Origin of the sequence: Streptomyces sp. NPDC007346, from assembly GCF_040703535.1 — a bacterium.
Classification (GTDB): Bacteria; Actinomycetota; Actinomycetes; order Streptomycetales; family Streptomycetaceae; genus Streptomyces.
The window spans coordinates 1-17,250 of record NZ_JBEYKR010000086.1 but is presented as its reverse complement, the minus strand read 5'-3'; the positions used below and the strand labels follow the sequence as shown (position 1 = coordinate 17,250).

Annotated in this window: 12 protein-coding genes and 1 pseudogene; 7 read left to right on the top strand and 6 right to left on the bottom strand. The window is 72.3% G+C overall.

From position 1 onward, the window contains the following. Window positions 1–15 precede the first annotated feature (15 nt). Window positions 16–738, bottom strand: a complete 723-nt coding sequence (locus AB0917_RS21840) for a ZIP family metal transporter (RefSeq protein ID WP_366821280.1) — start codon at window positions 736–738, stop codon at window positions 16–18. A gap of 239 nt (window positions 739–977) precedes the next feature. On the opposite strand from AB0917_RS21840, the gene cobC reads away from it, so the two are divergent. Beyond that, window positions 978–2,558, top strand: a complete 1,581-nt coding sequence (gene cobC / locus AB0917_RS21835) for an Rv2231c family pyridoxal phosphate-dependent protein CobC (protein WP_366821279.1) — start codon at window positions 978–980, stop codon at window positions 2,556–2,558. Window positions 2,559–2,648: 90 nt separating this feature from the next. Here the strand turns inward: cobC and AB0917_RS21830 are convergent, their stop codons facing one another. Together AB0917_RS21830 and AB0917_RS21825 are read right to left on the bottom strand one after the other, a co-directional pair. After that, on the bottom strand, window positions 2,649–3,635 hold the full coding sequence (locus tag AB0917_RS21830; protein WP_366821278.1) for an SCO1860 family LAETG-anchored protein: 987 nt from the start codon (window positions 3,633–3,635) through the stop codon (window positions 2,649–2,651). Between the two features lie 325 nt (window positions 3,636–3,960). After that, window positions 3,961–5,061, bottom strand: coding sequence for an amidohydrolase family protein (locus tag AB0917_RS21825; protein ID WP_366821277.1), 1,101 nt, complete (start codon window positions 5,059–5,061; stop codon window positions 3,961–3,963). Between the two features lie 137 nt (window positions 5,062–5,198). On the opposite strand from AB0917_RS21825, the gene AB0917_RS21820 reads away from it, so the two are divergent. From AB0917_RS21820 to thpD, 5 genes are all read left to right on the top strand, one after another. After that, on the top strand, window positions 5,199–6,305 hold the full coding sequence (locus tag AB0917_RS21820; RefSeq protein ID WP_366821275.1) for an aminotransferase class V-fold PLP-dependent enzyme: 1,107 nt from the start codon (window positions 5,199–5,201) through the stop codon (window positions 6,303–6,305). 308 nt (window positions 6,306–6,613) lie between these two features. Next, a complete protein-coding gene (gene ectA, locus AB0917_RS21815) occupies window positions 6,614–7,144 on the top strand; it encodes a diaminobutyrate acetyltransferase (protein ID WP_366821274.1) in 531 nt (176 codons plus the stop codon). A 209-nt stretch (window positions 7,145–7,353) separates the two neighbouring features. Further along, entirely contained in the window at window positions 7,354–8,616 is a 1,263-nt protein-coding gene (ectB, locus tag AB0917_RS21810; protein WP_366821273.1) for a diaminobutyrate--2-oxoglutarate transaminase, read from the top strand. Window positions 8,617–8,700: 84 nt separating this feature from the next. Beyond that, the gene (locus tag AB0917_RS21805; RefSeq protein ID WP_015607780.1) at window positions 8,701–9,099 is read left to right on the top strand and encodes an ectoine synthase; all 399 of its coding nucleotides are present in this window, start codon (window positions 8,701–8,703) and stop codon (window positions 9,097–9,099) included. 6 nt (window positions 9,100–9,105) lie between these two features. Next, window positions 9,106–9,999, top strand: coding sequence for an ectoine hydroxylase (gene thpD, locus AB0917_RS21800; protein ID WP_366821272.1), 894 nt, complete (start codon window positions 9,106–9,108; stop codon window positions 9,997–9,999). Between the two features lie 168 nt (window positions 10,000–10,167). Here thpD and AB0917_RS21795 read toward each other — a convergent pair whose 3' ends face one another. Continuing rightward, the gene (locus AB0917_RS21795) at window positions 10,168–11,958 is read right to left on the bottom strand and encodes an ABC transporter ATP-binding protein (RefSeq protein WP_366821271.1); all 1,791 of its coding nucleotides are present in this window, start codon (window positions 11,956–11,958) and stop codon (window positions 10,168–10,170) included. Then, the gene (locus AB0917_RS21790) at window positions 11,955–13,862 is read right to left on the bottom strand and encodes an ABC transporter ATP-binding protein (RefSeq protein WP_366821270.1); all 1,908 of its coding nucleotides are present in this window, start codon (window positions 13,860–13,862) and stop codon (window positions 11,955–11,957) included. Before AB0917_RS21790 ends, AB0917_RS21795 begins: the two co-directional genes overlap by 4 nt. 814 nt (window positions 13,863–14,676) lie before the next feature. On the opposite strand from AB0917_RS21790, the gene AB0917_RS21785 reads away from it, so the two are divergent. After that, complete coding sequence (locus AB0917_RS21785) at window positions 14,677–15,741, top strand: VOC family protein (RefSeq protein ID WP_366821269.1); 1,065 nt, start codon at window positions 14,677–14,679, stop codon at window positions 15,739–15,741. Here the strand turns inward: AB0917_RS21785 and AB0917_RS21780 are convergent. Further along, window positions 15,693–17,150, bottom strand: a pseudogene (locus tag AB0917_RS21780) (arabinogalactan endo-1,4-beta-galactosidase); the annotation flags it as partial. The gene AB0917_RS21785 and the pseudogene AB0917_RS21780 sit on opposite strands and share 49 nt — an antisense overlap. Between the last annotated feature and the right edge of the window lie 100 nt (window positions 17,151–17,250).

Genomic DNA, 17,250 nt, shown 5'->3' with positions numbered 1-17,250 from the left:
AGGCGTGCGCGCGGCTCACTCGGCGATGCCCACGACCAGCCAGATGAAGCCCACGCCCCCGATGGTGCAGAGAAGGGTCGAGCGGGCGGGATGGGTGTGGTGTGCCTCGGGAAGGATCTCCGCAGCGGCGAGGTAGAGCAGCGCTCCGCCGAAGAATCCGAGATAGCCGCCGAGCAGTTCCTCCGGAAGGGTGAACAGCAGCGTGGTCGCGGCGCCCACGACCGGCGCCACGGCGGCCGCGAACAGCATCAGGAGCGCCTTGCGGCGGGCGTTCCCGTAAAGACTGGTGAGGGTGTACGTGTTGAATCCGTCGGCGAAGTCATGACTGATCACCGCCAGTGCCACGGCCAGGCCCATGGCTCCGCTGACCTGGAAGGCGGCGCCGAGCGCGATGCCGTCCATCAGGCTGTGGCCGACCATCGCGGCGGCTGCCGTCAGCCCCACCTGCGGTACGCGTTCGCCGCTCGCCCCGTGTGCCACCTGGCGTACGGCGAGCAGCCCCTCGACCAGATGCGCGACCAGGAAGCCGCCGACGAACAGCAGCAGGGCGGCGGGCACCCCGAACACCGGGGTGCCCGTGGCCTCCAGCGCCTCCGGCAGGAGGTCCAGGCCGACCACCCCGAGCATCAGCCCGCCCGCGAAGCCGAGCACCAGATGGCGGCGGTCCGTGACGCGTTGCGCGACCCAGCCGCCGGCCAGAGTCATCAGGAACGCGCCGAGCGCGACGAACACCGCCATGGGCTCTTGCTAGCCGATCGAGCCGGTCGGCCGCATCTCAGGGCGCCCTTACCCGGGGCGCCCGCACCCGCCCGTACGACACCTCTCACGGCGCCCGGTTCCGTGGCCGTACACGGAACAGCTCCACCCCCACCGCTTGATGTGAAGCCCGCCTGGTGTGAAGGCCGCTTCGTGTGAAGCCGCTCGATGTGAAAGGCAGGCTCCGCCATGACGAGCATCCCGCCCCCAGGAATCCGCCCATGACCGCAGCGTCCGCCCGCCCCGCCCCCGGGCCCGGCGCGCGGAACCTGGTCGTCGGGGTCGGCGCCCGGCGAGGAGCCCCGGCCGACGCGGTGTTCGGCCTGATCGAGGAGGTGCTGCGCGGGGCGGGGCTGCGTACCGCCGATGTCGTGGAGGTGGCGACCGTCGAGACGAAGGCGGACGAGCCGGGGATCGTGGGGGCGGCCGCCTGGCTCGGGGTGCCGGTGCGGGCGTACCCGGCGGCGGCGCTGGCCGGGGTGCGCGTGCCCAACCCGTCGGGAGCGCCGGCCGGGGCGGTGGGCACGCCGTCGGTCGCGGAGGCGGCGGCGCTGATCGACGCGGACGAACTGGTGGTGGAGAAGTCCGCCGGCAAAGGGCTCGCGACCTGCGCGGTGGCACGCCGTTTTCCGGCCGTCCTGGGACCTTTCCCCGTCTCCGGCGAGAAAAATTCCACCCCACTCGTGACGGAAGGCCCCCGCCCGTTCACCATGGCAGCCATGAATCCCCCCACGCGGAACATCGAGAGCGCCGGGCCCGACCTGCGCCACCACGGCGACGCGGAGGTGCGCGGCGAGGATCTGACCGATCTCGCCGTGAACGTCCGCACCCACACCCCACCGGAGTGGCTGCGCCAGCGGATAGCCGCCTCCCTCGTCTCCCTGGCCGCCTACCCCGACGGCACGGCGGCCCGCACGGCGGTCGCCGAACGCCACGGACTGCCGGTGGAACGTGTCCTGTTGACGGCGGGCGCGGCCGAGGCGTTCGTCCTGATCGCCCGAGCGCTCCCGGCCCGGCGCCCGGTCGTCGTGCATCCGCAGTTCACCGAGCCGGAGGCGGCGCTGCGGGCGGCCGGGCACGGGGTGGGGCGGGTGCTGCTGCGGGAGGAGGACGGCTTCCGGCTCGATCCGGCGGCGGTGCCCGAGGACGCGGACCTGGTGGTGGTCGGCAACCCGACCAACCCGACGTCCGTGCTGCACCCGGCGGCGCTGCTGGAGCGGCTGGCCAGACCGGGGCGGACGCTGGTGGTGGACGAGGCGTTCATGGACGTCGTGCCGGGCGAGCGCGAGGCGCTGTGCGGCCGGACGGACATCCCGGGTCTGGTCGTGCTGCGCAGCCTCACCAAGACGTGGGGGCTGGCCGGGCTGCGGATCGGTTACGTGCTGGCCGAGCCGGAGACCGTCGCGCTGCTCGCCGAGGCGCAGCCGCTGTGGCCGGTGTCGTCCCCGGCGCTGGCGGCGGCCCAGGCGTGCATGGAGCCGAGAGCGCTGGTGGAGGCGGCCCGAGCGGCGGACCGGATCACCGTGGACCGGGCCCATCTGCTGGCCGGGCTCGCGGAGTTCAGCGAGGTGCGGGCGGTCGAGGAGGCCCGGGGACCGTTCGTCCTGGTCCGGCTGGAGCGGGCGGCGGAGGTCCGCGAACGGTTGCGGCTGCTGGGCTTCGCGGCCCGGCGCGGCGATACGTTCCCGGGGCTGGGGCCGCAGTGGCTGCGGCTCGCCGTACGCGACCGGGCGACGACCAACCGCTTCCTCCAGGCCCTGGACCAGGCCGTTCAGGCGCTGCCCGCGCGAACGGGGCGCTGAGAGGGGCCGGGCCCCGCTGAGAAGCCGGGCCCCGTGGGGCGGCGTCCGTCGTACGGAACGCCGCCCCCGGGGCTCGCACGCGGGCTCGGGTCAGCTCTGGCGGCTGCTGCCGCGCCTGCGCGCCATCACCGTGGCGCCCGCGCCGACCGCCAGCAGCACGGCGGCGCCGCCCGCGAGGTACGGGGTGGTGGAGCTGCCGCCGGTCTCGGCGAGGTTGGGCGTGGTGGGGGCCTCGCCGGCGTCGGAGCCGGTCTGCGGCTTCACGTCCGAGCCGCCGGTGGAGCCGCCGTCGCTGCCACCCGGCTCCTCGGGCGTCTCGGGGGCCTTGGGCTCGTCCGGCGTCTTGGGCTCCTCGGGCGTCTTCGGCGCCTTCGGCGTCTCGCAGGTCGCCTCGGCGAGGGTGACCTCGCCCTTCACGTCGGCGACGTTGAGGTCGAGCGGGTTCACCGAGACCTTCAGCCGGAGCGCCGTCGCGGCGGCCGTACGCGAGGTGGTCTCCGTCTCCGACAGGTCGAGGGTCACCTCACCGACGCCCGGCACCGCCACCCGGGTCGGGCCGCCCGCGGAGAGCGTCACCTTCCTGCCGAGCACGGAGACATGGCCGAGCACGTTCGACTCGGCGACGGGCTGCTTGCCGGCCTCGCAGAGCGCCTTGGAGGTCACCTTCTCGACCTCGATGAGCGAGAGCGCGGGCAGTCCGGGCACATGGACCCGGGCCTTGGCCAGGTTGGTGTACCCCTCGGCCTTGTGCTCGTCCACGGTGGCGTTCGCGGTGGCCACGTCGGCCCGCAGGATGCTGACCGGCCGGTCGCCCTCCACCCCGTCCAGGTCCACGGTGAGCGCGGTCCTCTCGGCGCTGGCCGGCGCCTGCACCTCGTTGAGCGTGACCTTGAGGGGCACCTGGACGGACTTGTCGAGGAGCGAGACGTCGAGCCCGGTACGGAGCACGACCGCGCTCGCCCTGCCCTCGCCGCCGGTGGTGGGCGTCGCCGGGGCTGCCTGCGCGGGGACGGCGGCGAGCAGGGTGACGGGAGCGGCGACCGCCAGGGCGGCGAGACGGAAGGTGTTGCTGTTCACGATGGTGGAACCCCCACAAGAGACATGGAGCCACAGGTGCCGTCAATGGGGGACATCGCGTGCACCGGTGGCCTCGACTCCGTGAATCTTTACGCACTGAGGGTGAACTGGTGGATACCTGGCGTGAGTTCACCCCAAAGGGGGGTTTCCGCGCGCATATTCGAATCTTTCGGCACGCTCGTTCCCCTCCCGTCTCATCCCGTCACCCGTTTCACCCGTTTCCCCGGGCGTGAGCCGTACGGCGTGCGACGGCGTCGGAGCGTGCGCAGAAGTGCGTCAACGAGCCGGGACGTCTTCCGTCACTGCCTGTCAACGCGGCGCCGCCTCACCCGATGACCCGCCCGTTCAGCACGATGTGGCGCGGGGCCGCCAGCACCCGGACATCGGCGCGCGGGTCCTCGTCGTACACGACCAGGTCCGCCGGAGCGCCCTCCTCCAGCCCCGGCCGCCCCAGCCAGCTCCTCGCCCCCCACGCGGTGGCGGAGAGGGCCTCCAGGGGCGGGATGCCCGCCTTCACCAGTTCGGCGACCTCACCCGCGACCAGGCCGTGCGCCAGCGAACCGCCCGCGTCGGTGCCGACGTAGACGGGGATGCCGGCGTCGTACGCGGCGCGCACGGTGTCGTACCGGCGCTCGTACAGCTGCCGCATATGGGCCGACCAGCGGGGGAACTTGGCCTCGCCGCCCGCCGCGAGGTCGGGGAACGTGGCGATGTTGACCAGGGTCGGGACGATCGCCACGCCGCGCTCGGCGAAGAGCGGGATGGTCTCCTCGGTGAGGCCGGTGGCGTGCTCGACGCAGTCGATGCCCGCCTCCACCAGGTCGCGCAGCGACTCCTCGGCGAAGCAGTGCGCGGTGACCCGGGCACCCAGCCGGTGCGCCTCGGCGATGGCCGCCTCGACCTCGCCGCGCGGCCAGCAGGCGGTCAGGTCGCCGGCGTCCCGGTCGATCCAGTCCCCCACCAGCTTGACCCAGCCGTCGCCGCGCCGGGCCTCCTGGGCGACGTGGGCGACCAGGTCGCCGGGCTCGATCTCATGGGCGTAGTTACGGATGTAGCGGCGGGTCCTGGCGATGTGGCGGCCCGCCCGGATGATCTTCGGCAGGTCCTCGCGGTCGTCGATCCAGCGGGTGTCGGAGGGCGATCCGGCGTCCCGGATGAGCAGGGTCCCGGCCTCCCGGTCGGTGAGCGCCTGCTTCTCGGCGGTCGCCGCGTCGACCGGGCCGTGCCGGTCCAGGCCGACATGGCAGTGCGCGTCGACGAGGCCGGGCAGCGCCCAGCCCGTGACGGCCTGCGCCCGGTCCGCGCCCGGCGGCCGCTCGTAGGTGATCCGCCCGTCCACGGCCCACAGTTCGTCGCGCACCTCGTCCGGGCCCACCAGGACCCGTCCCTTCACCCGCAGCACCCGCTGCCCCTCCTGATCACTCATAGGCGGCACTGTACGAGCCCCTCGGTAGGCTGCGAGAAGGCGTCGGCCACCAGTGACCGCCGCCGGCCGGGGTGGCCGGGGCGCAGACCCGGCCGGCCGGCGGCCGAACACCGACCCGACCCGGAGAGAGCCCCACCGTGACGCACCCCTTCCTCGACCTCCCCCCGCTGACCGCCGCGCAGTTCGCGGCCATCGAGCGGCAGGCGGCCGCGCTCCTCGCCACCGAGCAGGACGTCGTCATCACCCAGGGCGAGGCGCTGCTGCCGCTGGAGGGCTGCATCCGCAGCGGCGCCCGGCCCGGCTCGACCGCGCTGAACGTGGTCACCGGTCCGTACGGGCAGACCTTCGGCAACTGGCTGCGGGACTGCGGCGCCGAGGTCGTCGACCTCACGGTGCCCTTCCACACCGCCGTGACGGCCGCCCAGGTCGCCGAGGCGCTCGCCGAGCACCCGGAGATCGACTTCGTCTCGCTGGTGCACGCGGAGGCGGCGACCGGCAACACCAACCCGGTCGCCGAGATCGGCGAGGTGGTCCGGGCGCACGGCGCGCTGTTCATGCTGGACGCCGTCGCCTCGGTGGGCGCCGAGCCGCTGCTGCCGGACGCCTGGGGCGTCGACCTGTGCGTGATCGGCGCGCAGAAGGCGATGGGCGGTCCGGCCGGGGTGTCGGCGGTGTCGGTGAGCGAGCGGGCCTGGGAGCGGATCGCCGCCAACCCGGCCGCCCCGCGCCGCTCCTACCTCTCGCTCCTGGACTGGAAGGAGCGCTGGATCGACGGGGGCCGCACGGCGCTGCCGCACGCCCCGGCGCAGCTGGAGATGCTGGGCCTTCAGGCGTGCCTGGAGCGGATCGAGGCGGACGGCCTGGACGCGGTGATGGCCCGCCACGCCTCCGCCGCCGCGGCGACCCGGGCGGGCGCGGTGGCGCTGGGCGGGGGCCTGGAGCCGTACGTGCACGAGGCGCGGGACGCCGCTCCGGTGGCCACGACGCTGCGCGCCCCGGCGGGGACCGACGCCGCCGCGCTGGTCGCGCGGGCGCTGGCGGTGGACCCCTCGCTGCCGCTCATCGCGGGCGGCGGGGCGCTCTCCAAGGAGATGATCCGGGTCAACCACTACGGGGCGGACGCGACCCGCCAGGCGGTGCTGTCCTCGCTCGCGGCCCTGGGGACGGCACTGGCCGACGCGGGTCCGCGGGTCGACTTCGAAGCTGCCCGCCGCGCGGTTACGGAAACCCTGCCGGGCCTCTGATATTCATAATGCGGGGAGCTGCTTTACAGAAAGCAGCTCCCCGCATTCTTCTGCCCGCTTTTCTGTTGCCTAAACCCGGAAGTTTTTTCGGGGCTCGAACTACATGTTTCGGACACGCCTCACAGGAGTTACAACCCTGTGACCGACTCCACATGGGCGGCGTTATGCCCGAAAAATTCGGCACAAAGGGTGCGAAATCGTACCCGAATCCGGCGGAACCTCGCGCACGCCTGATAACACATATCGGCGCATCGCCCAACCCTTTGCCTCGATGCAATTTAGAAATTTGCTGGGTAAATTCAATTCGCATGACCGCCGCACCAGCAGATTTTGCCCGTGCCCGAAGTGAATTCCTCAGTATCGACACGCCACGAGTGGAGGACGGAGCCGCGATCTGGCGTATCGCCCGCGACTCCGAGGTCCTGGACCTGAACTCCTCGTACAGCTACCTGCTGTGGTGTCGCGACTTCGCCGCGACGTCCGTCGTCGCCCGTGGCGAGGACGGACGGCCGATCGCCTTCGTCACCGGCTACCTCAGGCCCGACCGCCCCGAGACCCTCGTCGTCTGGCAGGTGGCCGTCGACCGGGCGCATCGCGGCAAGGGACTGGCCGCGACCCTGCTGGACGCGCTGACCGCCCGCGTCGCCGCCGACCGGGGGCTGTCCTGCGTCGAGACGACGATCACCCCGGACAACACGGCGTCCGACCGGCTGTTCACGTCCTACGCCCTGCGGCACGACGTCGCGCTGGAGCAGGAGGTGCTCTTCGACGGGGAGCTGTTCCCCGAGGGGACGCACCTGCCGGAGGTCCTCTACCGGATAGGCCCGTTCGCCACCTGAGCCGCGCGAGCCGCCCGAGCCGCACCGGCCTCGGCGCCGCCATGACCCCACCGGCCACGTGAGCCACCCGGCCACGGCCCGGCGTACCCGTACGCCCGGCTCCCCCTGACTTTTCGCGCCGGCCGACCTCCGGCGCGGTCCCGGCCGCCTCCGTGCGGCAGGGAGCACCGACCACTGCCCGTCACACCCCCTCACGCAGGAGATCCGCTGTGACCATCACCCCGCCCGCACTGAGCGTCTTCGAGACCCTGGAGTCGGAGGTACGGAGCTACTGCCGCGGCTGGCCCGCCGTGTTCGACCGCGCGCAGGGCGCCCGGCTGACCGACGAGGACGGCCACTCCTACCTGGACTTCTTCGCCGGGGCCGGCTCGCTCAACTACGGCCACAACAACCCGGTACTCAAACGCGCGCTGATCGACTACATCGAACGCGACGGCATCACCCACGGCCTGGACATGGCGACCACCGCCAAGCGCGCCTTCCTGGAGACGTTCCAGAACGTCGTCCTGCGCCCGCGTGACCTTCCTTACAAGGTGATGTTCCCCGGCCCGACCGGCACCAACGCCGTCGAGTCGGCGCTGAAGCTCGCCCGTAAGGTCAAGGGCCGCGAGTCCGTCGTCTCGTTCACCAACGCCTTCCACGGCATGTCGCTGGGCTCGCTCGCCGTCACCGGCAACGCGTTCAAGCGGGCCGGCGCCGGCATCCCGCTGGTGCACGGCACCCCGATGCCGTTCGACAACTACTTCGACGGCACCGTCCCGGACTTCCTCTGGTTCGAGCGGCTGCTGGAGGACCAGGGCTCCGGGCTCAACAAGCCCGCCGCCGTGATCGTGGAGACGGTCCAGGGCGAGGGCGGCATCAACGTCGCCCGCGCCGAGTGGCTGCGCGCGCTCCAGGAGCTGTGCCACCGCCAGGACATGCTGCTGATCGTCGACGACATCCAGATGGGCTGCGGCCGTACCGGCGGCTTCTTCTCCTTCGAGGAGGCCGGCATCGTCCCGGACATCGTCACGCTCTCCAAGTCCATCAGCGGCTACGGCATGCCCATGTCGCTGTGCCTGTTCAAGCCGGAGCTGGACATCTGGGAGCCGGGCGAGCACAACGGCACCTTCCGCGGCAACAACCCGGCCTTCGTCACGGCCGCCGCAGCGCTTCAGGCCTACTGGGCCGACGGTCAGATGGAGAAGCAGACCCTGGCCCGCGGCGAGCAGGTCGAGCAGGCGCTGCTGGCCATCTGCGCCGAGGAGCCGACCGCGCAGTTCCGCGGTCGCGGCCTGGTCTGGGGCATGGAGTTCCAGGACCCGGCGCGGGCCTCGGCGGTCTGCGCCCGCGCCTTCGAGCTGGGGCTCCTGCTGGAGACCTCCGGCCCGCAGAGCGAGGTCGTCAAGCTGCTGCCGCCGCTGACCGTCACCACCGAGGAGCTGGACGAGGGCCTGCGCACGCTGGCCCGCTGCGTCCGCGAGACGGCCTGACCCGGAGCCGCCGGGGCAGGCGAGAAGAGAAGTCCCGGGCCCGCGGGGCCCGGGGCCGAGCACGAGAGAAAGGCACCGCTCACCGTGATCGTCCGATCGTTCAGTGACATCGAGAACACCGACCGGCATGTGAAGTCCGCGTCCGGCACCTGGGAGAGCAAGCGCATCGTGCTCGCCAAGGAGAAGGTGGGCTTCTCGCTCCACGAGACCGTGCTCTACGCGGGCACGGAGACCTCCATGTGGTACGCGAACCACATCGAGGCGGTCCTGTGCACCGAGGGCGAGGCCGAGCTCACCAACGACGAGACCGGCGAGACCCACTGGATCTCGCCGGGCACGATGTACCTGCTGGACGGGCATGAGCGGCACACCCTGCGGCCCAAGACCGACTTCCGCTGCGTGTGTGTCTTCAACCCTCCCGTCACCGGACGGGAGGACCATGACGAGAACGGTGTCTACCCACTGCTGACCGAGGAGGCCTGAACCACCATGACCACCGAAGTACGCGCCGATCTGTACCCCTCGCGCGGCGCCGCCGAGATGACCACTCCCCGCCAGGACCCGGTCATCTGGTCCGCGCCGGGCGCCCCGGGCCCGGTCGCCGCCAAGGATCTCCAGGGATACGAGCACGACGGCTTTCTCACCGTCGACCAGCTGATCACCCCCGACGAGGTCGCCGTCTACGAGGCGGAGCTGAACCGGCTGGTCGCCGATCCGGCGGTCCGTGCCGACGAGCGCTCCATCATCGAGCCGAAGTCGCAGAGCGTACGGTCCGTCTTCGAGGTCCACCGGCTCAGCGAGGTCTTCGCCGGCCTGGTCCGCGACGAGCGGGTGGTGGGCCGGGCCCGCCAGATCCTCGGCTCGGACGTGTACGTCCACCAGTCCCGTATCAATGTGAAGCCGGGCTTCGGGGCCTCGGGCTTCTACTGGCACTCGGACTTCGAGACGTGGCACGCCGAGGACGGTCTGCCGAACATGCGGACCGTCTCCGTGTCGATCGCGCTGACCGAGAACCGCGACACCAACGGCGGGCTGATGATCATGCCCGGTTCGCACAAGACCTTCCTGGGCTGTGCGGGCGAGACGCCGAAGGACAACTACAAGAAGTCGCTCCAGATGCAGGACGCCGGCACCCCGTCCGACGAGGCGCTGACGAAGATGGCCGACCGCCACGGCATCAGGCTCTTCACGGGCAAGGCCGGTTCGGCGACCTGGTTCGACTGCAACGCCATGCACGGCTCGGGCGACAACATCACCCCGTACGCGCGCTCCAACGTCTTCATCGTCTTCAACAGCGTGGAGAACGCGGCGCAGGAGCCCTTCGCGGCTCCGATCCGCCGTCCCGAGTTCATCGGGGCGCGGGACTTCACCCCGGTGAAGTAGCGCCACGCGCGGGCGAAGCGGGCCGGGACGGTACGCCGTCCCGGCCCTTCGCGCGTGGCTCTCCGGAGCCGGTCACCTGACGGTCGGCCGCGCCGGGGCCCACGCGCCCGGCGTCTTCCGGGCCCGGGTGCCCGTCCGCCCGTTCACCGGAGGTGCCCGTCCGCCCGTTCACCGGCCGTAGGCGTCGGCCTGGAGGGTGAACATCTCCTGGTAGACGCCCCGGCCGGCCATGAGGGTGTCGTGGGTGCCGGTCTCGACGACGCGTCCCCCGTCGAGCACGATGATCTGCTGGGCCAGGCGCACGGTGGAGAAGCGGTGGGAGACGAAGAGCGTCACGGCGCCGTTGGCCGTGCCGGCGGCGGCCGAGTTGGCGGCGAACCGTTCGAAGAGGGCGTGCTCCGCGGCGGCGTCCAGTGCCGCCGCCGGCTCGTCCAGGAGCAGCAGCAGGGGGTCGGCGCGCATCAGGGAGCGGGCGAGCCCCAGGGACTGCCACTGACCGCCGGAGAGCTCCGAGCCGTCTCCGTAGGCGTGCCCGAGGAGGCTGTCGAGGCCGCCCGGCAGCGTGGACACCATGGGGCGGGCCCGCGCCGCGTCCAGGGCTCTCCAGAGCTGGTCGTCGTCCTCCATGGCGTCGACGCGGCCGACTCCGACGTTCTCCCGCAGGAGCAGCTCGAACCGGGCGAAGTCCTGGAAGAGGGTGGCGACCCGGGCCTGCCACTGCTCGAGGGGGAGCTCCCGGAGGTCCGTCCCGTCGACCAGCACACGGCCGGAGGTCGGGCGGTACAGGCCGCAGACGAGCTTGACGAGCGTGCTCTTGCCCGCGCCGTTCTCACCGACCAGGGCCGCGGTGGAACCGGCCGGGATGGAGAGGGACACGTCGTCCAGGATCAGCCGGTCCGTACCGGGATAGGCGAACGAGACGCCCTCCAGCCGGATCTCGCCGCGCAGCACCGCCGGGAGCGTGGCCGCCGGGGTCACCGGCTCGGGCACCGGTGGTGCGATCGAGCGCAGCCGGGCGATGAGTTCGACCACCAGGCCGGCGTTCTGCAACTTGCCGAGCAGCCCCAGGGTGGTCGCGACCTGCCCCCCGACCTGGACCGAGAGGGTGAGCGTGAGGACCACCTGTCCGATGCCGACCGCACCGCTGACCGCCCCTCGCAGGACCAGCCAGATGGCCACGCCGTAGGCGGCGGCGAAGCCGAGCTGGCCGCCGGCCCGTAGCAGCGCGCTGCGGAACTGCGCCGCCGTCAGGCGGTCGGAGACCGTACGCCAGGCTCGCCGGTGCCGGTCCACCACGGCGTCCTGGACGCCGAAGAGCCTGATCTCCTTCGCGGACGCGGCGGTGGTGCCCAGGTCCACCAGGTGACGGGCCAGTTGGAGGTGGGAGGCGGTGGCGGTCCGGGCCTCGTCGACGACCCGCTGGGCGCGGGTACTGGCCAGTACCGCGGGCACGGCGGCCAGTGGCAGGAGGGCGAGCCAGGGGTCGACGCTCGCGAGTACGGCGGCGGTCAGCAGGCCTTGCAGTACGGCGCCGCCCAGGAGCAGCGCCGCTTCGAGGGCGGCCCGCACCTGGAGCAGCCGGTCGGTCACCATCGTCAGCGTCTCGCTGAACCGGGGGTCGTCGTGCACCTCGATGCCCGGCCTGCCGTTGACGACGGAGGCGACCTCCTCGGTGAGGGCGAGCTGTTCGAGCTGGCCCAGTTCGTAGTAGGTGAGGTGGGCGAAGTGCGTCATGGTGAGGTCGAGGACCAGGACCAGGGCGATGCCGACGGAGAGGGTGACGGCCTGGGCGGTCCGCCCGGACAGCGCGGCCTCGGAGAAGGCGCCCAGCATGATCGCGGCCACCGGCGCGGACAGGTGTCCCACCGCCAGCAGCACGACGGAGACGACCAGACGGCGGCGGCTGGTGCGCCATCCGAGGGCCAGCAGGTAGGAGGCGGACGTCCAGATGCTTCTCATGGGGCGACCTCGGTCATTTCCTGCTCGTCCTCGTCGTGGAACCGCTGGGCCTGGAGCCGGAACAGCTCCGCGTACCGGCCGCCGTCCCGCATGAGGGAGTCGTGGGTGCCCTGTTCCAGCACCCGTCCGTGCTCGACGACCACGATCCGGTCGGCGTGCCGCACGGTGGAGAAGCGGTGCGAGATGATGACGCTGGTGACGCCCCGGGCTCCGGCGGTGGCCAGGAAGTCGTCGAAGAACCGCACCTCGCCGCGTACGTCGAGCTGTGCGGTCGGCTCGTCCAGGACCAGCACCGAGGCCCCGCCGCGGACTGCCAGCAGGGCGCGGGCGAGCGCGATCCGCTGCCACTGGCCGCCGGAGAGGTCGCGCCCGCCGGGGTAGTGGCGTGACAGCGGTGTGCGCGGGCCCTCGGGCAGGCTCCGCAGGATGTCGCCGGCTCCGGCGCTCTCGGCCGCGGCGAGCACGGCCTCCTCGTCGTCGAGGAGGTGGGGGGCGCCGAGGCCGATGTTCTCCCTGGCGGGCAGTTCGTAGCGCAGGTAGTCCTGGAAGATGACCGCGATCCGGCGCTGCCATGCCTCCGGGGCGCAGTCGGCCAGATCGGCGCCGTCGACCAGGATGCGGCCCCGGGTCGGTTCGTGGAGCCGGGCCAGCAGTTTGACCAGCGTGGTCTTGCCGGCGCCGTTGAGGCCGACGATGGCGGTGCACTTGCCGACGGGTATCTCCAGGTCGAGCCCGTCGAGTACCGCCCGAGCATCCTCCCGGTAGGAGAAGGAGACCTTCTCGAAGGCGATCAGACGCTCGGGCCGTGGTGCCGGGGCGTCGGCCGCCGGTGTCCGGTGGGGGCGGGGGCCGGGGACCTCTCGCAGCCGTTCGAGCCGCTCCAGGGCGTGGAAGGAGTTCAGTCCGAACTGGGTCTGCACGTCGCACTCCGGGAAGGCCACGCCGAAGCGCATGGTGATCAGGACCGCCTGGAGTCCGATGCCCAGCTCCAGCAGGCTGACGCGGCCCTGCGACGTCTGGGAGGCCAGCAGGACCAGTACGGTCGATCCGCCGAGGAAGCCGACGGCCGCCAGCGCGACGAACGGCCAGAACTGCAGGCGGCGGCTTCCCTCCCACAGCGGCTGGAGCTCGGCCATGGTCTCCTTGCGGAGCCTGGCGCCCAGCCACGGCATCAGGTTCAGCATGCGGATCTCCTTGGCCGCCCGCTGCCCGGTGGCCAGCTCCCTCATGTAGCCGGTCCGGCGGCGGTGCCGGGTCAGCGAGTCCCAGAGCGCCGCGTACCGCCCCAGCGTGCCGCGTACGCCGAACCTGATGGCCACCGAGGTCACGGCGGCGACGGCGGCGGCGAGCGGGCTGAGCACGTACCCGACGAGCACGACCGCGGTCGCCAGCTGGCAGTAGCGGGCGAGCAGCAGCGGCAGGGCCGCGGCCGCCTCGCCGGGCGTGGGAACGGCACGGGCGAAGGCGGCGCGCGCGTCGGCGATCAGATCGGCGTGTGAGGGGTCCTCCAGGACAAAGAAGGGCGCGCGGCGCAGCGTCACCTCGAAGAGCCGCCCGATGCAGTGCTCGTCGACACGGCGTGCGACAGCCTCCGCCAGGACCGCCTGGAACGGTGCCAGGAAGTGCTGCAACGCGAAGGCGCCGACCACCAGGAACAGGACGGTGAAGGCCGTGGCGGGCAGCCCCGAGCCCGCCTCGGCCAGGCTCGGCACCCGGCCGAGCAGCACGCTCGTGGCGACGATGAAGCTTCCGGGGAGGATGCCGAGCGCCACGTTCAGCAGCAGGGATCCGACCATGGCCGGGGTTCCGGCCCGGGGCAGCAGGCGGGCGATGTCGATCCAACGGCCCGCCCGTCCGCGGACGGCCGCGACGACGTCGGCCGGCCGGGTCAGCGACGACGGCACGGGCGTTCTCCTTGGGAAGAGGGACGGGACGGGTCCTGCGGAGCCGGGGGGCGGGGGCCGGGCCCTCGCGACGGGGGCTTCACGTCCCAGCGCCTCCCGTCGTCGGGGCGGAGTTCGACGACGGGGACATTGCCCTTGGGGCGGGGACATTGCCCTTGGACAGCGGCGGCTTCGGTTCTCCGGCCTCGGATATACGAAGACGCATGTCGGGTAAGAATCCCCTGGAACGGAAATTCCCAAGACAGGGGGAACGGTCGGTGGACATGCGCCTCACTTCGTCGTCCGGGCCGCGGACAGCGAACCGCACCCACCACCGCCATAAAGAAGACCGGCCAGGTGAGTGAGGTGGCCGGTCGGGTGATCTCCAGCAGAGCCGCATGAATCTTTCACCCGTGATCACGGGTGTCAACCCTGTCATCGCCGGACCGGGCAGGCAAGGCGATTCCAGGAAAGGTGCCCTTTGCCTTCCGGCCCATAAAGCAGGAACCCTACATATTTCCGTAATCGTTGACACCGCCCTGCCCGTGGGCTTACAAAAGGTCTCACCATGATCATGCCGCCTCGCAATCCCCCGGCCCGGCGCCTTATCGGCTCGCGACCCGGGAGATTCCGAGGCGACTCCCGTGCCGGTCGCGCGAGATATTCAAAGCCTTTCGCAAAACCCTGATGGCGCTTTTGTTCCCCGTGGGCGGCCGCTCCGCCGCCGGTGGTCCGGAGGGGTCGCCGTGCCGTTCCCGGAGCACACGACGCGGCCGGGCCTCGGCGAGGTGTAATCCGCTGGACCCGGGGCGGGCCGCACGGGAGGGTGGCGGCCATGACTTCTCACGTACGGCACGTCACCGTCGACTGCGCCGACGCCTACGCGCTCGGCCGCTTCTGGTCCCAGGTGCTCGGCGCCCCGCTCGCCGCCGACGACTTCCCCGGCGACCCGGAAGCCCTGCTCGAAACCCCGGACGCGGCGATCCTCTTCGTCCAGGGGCCCGATGCGAAGACCGCCAAGAACCGGGTCCACCTCGATGTCCAGCCGCAGGACCGCACCCGGGACGAGGAGGTCGAGCGGCTGCTCGCCCTCGGCGCCACCCTGGTGGGCGACCACCGCGAACCGAACGGGCGGGGGTGGGTGACCCTGGCGGATCCGGAGGGCAACGAGTTCTGTGTGGAGTGCTCCGCCGCCGAGCGGGCCGCGCTGGGCGGGGCCCGGCAGCCGGTGACGGCCGACGACGTGACCGCCGCCGTCCGGCTCGCGGCGGATGTGCTGGCCGGGGCCCCGGCCGAGGGCTGGGACGCGCCCGCCGGGACGCTGGAGTGGACCTGCTGGGAGACCGTGGAGCACCTGGGCGACGACCTCTTCGCGTACGCCGTGCAGTTGGGCCCGCGTACGCCGCCGCTCGACGGTGAGGTGCCCTACCGGTGGTCCGCCGACCGGCCGGGCGGCCCGGCCAACGCGGTCTTCGCCGACCGGGCGGCCGGGCCCGCCGGGCTGCTGGCGACCCTGGAGGCGAGCGGTGCGCTGCTGGCCGCGATGGTGCGGACCACCCCGCCCGAGGTGCGTTCGTACCACGTGTTCGGCGTCTCCGACCCGGAGGGGTTCGCCGCGATGGGGGTGGTGGAGACCCTGGTGCACACCCATGACCTCGCCGAGGGCCTGGGGCTGGAGTGGGCGCCGCCGGGCGCGCTCTGCGACCGGGTGCTGGCCCGGCTCTTCCCCGACGCCCCGGCGGGCGGCGACCGGTGGACCGTCCTGCTGTGGGCCACCGGCCGCGCCGAACTGCCGGGCCACCCGCGCCGCACCGCGTGGCGGTGGAACGGGGAGCCTCTCTGGAACACCCCTCAGCGGTGGGAGAACCAGCGGGCGGCGGGCAGCAGCGTGGTGTCGTAGCCGAACAGGGCCTGGTTCTCCCAGGCGTTGCCGGAGGCCGGGTCCTGCGGGTCCCAGCCGCTGCCGGCCACGGCGGTCCAGGACGGCTCCCAGTAGACGACGCCCAGGCCCCGCCCGTTCGGGACGGCCTCCACGACGTTCATGACGTCCCGGAGGTTGGCGGCCTGTCCGGCCGGGGTGGCCGGGTAGCCGGGGGCGAGCTGGGAGGCGGTGGCGACGTTGTTCTCCAGCCCGTCGCCGTTGGCCAGTGTGTGCGCGTACGCGGTCTCGGCGACCAGCACGGGCTTGCCGTACCGGGCGGCCGTGTCGTCCAGGTTGGCCTGGAGGTCGGAGAGCGGGCCGTGCCAGTAGCCGTAGTACGAGAGCGCGACGACGTCGAACGGGACGCGCTGGGCCACCGCGTTGTCGAACCACCAGCGGGTCGCGGCGTTGTCGCCGCCCTCGGCGAGGTGCAGCGCCACCCGCGTACCGGCGGAGACGGCCTTCGCCGCGTCCGCGCCCGCGGTGAGCAGCCCCGCCAGCCGCGGCCAGTTGCTCGTCGAGCCCTCGGGCCAGAGCATCCCGGCGTTGGTCTCGTTGCCGATCTGGACCATGTCGGCGGTGGTGCCCTGCGCCTTGAGGGCGTTCAGCACGTCGTACGTGTGGTCGTGGACGTCCTTCCTCAGCTGGTCGTAGCCGTGGCCCGCCCAGGCGGCGGGCTTGTTCTGCTGCCCCGGGTCGGCCCAGCGGTCGGAGTAGTGGAAGTCGACGAGGATCTTCATGCCGAGGGCCTTGGCGCGCTTGGCCATGGCCAGGACGTGGGCCTTGTCGTTGTAGCCGTCGGCCGGGTCCACCCACACCTTGAGGCGGACGTGGTTCATGCCGGAGGCGCCGAGGATGCTCATCGCGTCGCCGGTGGTGCCGCTCGCGTCGCGGTAGCGGGCCCCGTGCGCCTCGTTCTTCGGGAGCGTGGAGAGGTCGCCGCCCTTGACGGACAGGCCGGTGGCGCCCGGGGTGAAGGTGATGTCGTCGAAGTTGGCCCACTGGCCGGCGCCCGCGTCGGAGTTGAGGCTGATGGTGCAGCCGCCGCCGGTGACCCGTACCGAGGTGACCAGCCGGATCCAGGCGCCGTTCGCGGTGGCGGGCAGGTCGGTGCGCTGCTCGGCCGTACCGCAGTCACGCAGGGCGATGTACGCGGCGTGCTGCCCGCCGCTGGAGCGGACCCGGGCGCTCAGGGTGTACGTGCCGTCGGTGAGGCCGGTGAGGTACTGGTACGTCTCCACCTGGTAGGCCGAGGCCGACCAGTGGCTGAGCCGGGTGGCGCCGCTGTGGCCGCCCGCCTCGGTGAAGGAGGCGGCGTTCTGGCCGGTGGCCGAGTAGGTGGACCAGCCCGTGGTGCCGGACTCGAAGCCGGGGTTGGCGGGGGTGGTGGTGGCGCGTGCTCGTCCAGCGGCTCCAGCGGGGTGCCCGTGGTCGACAGCAGGTGCTCCGGGGTCACGTCCCTGCCCAGCAGGTGCAGAGCGCCGATCT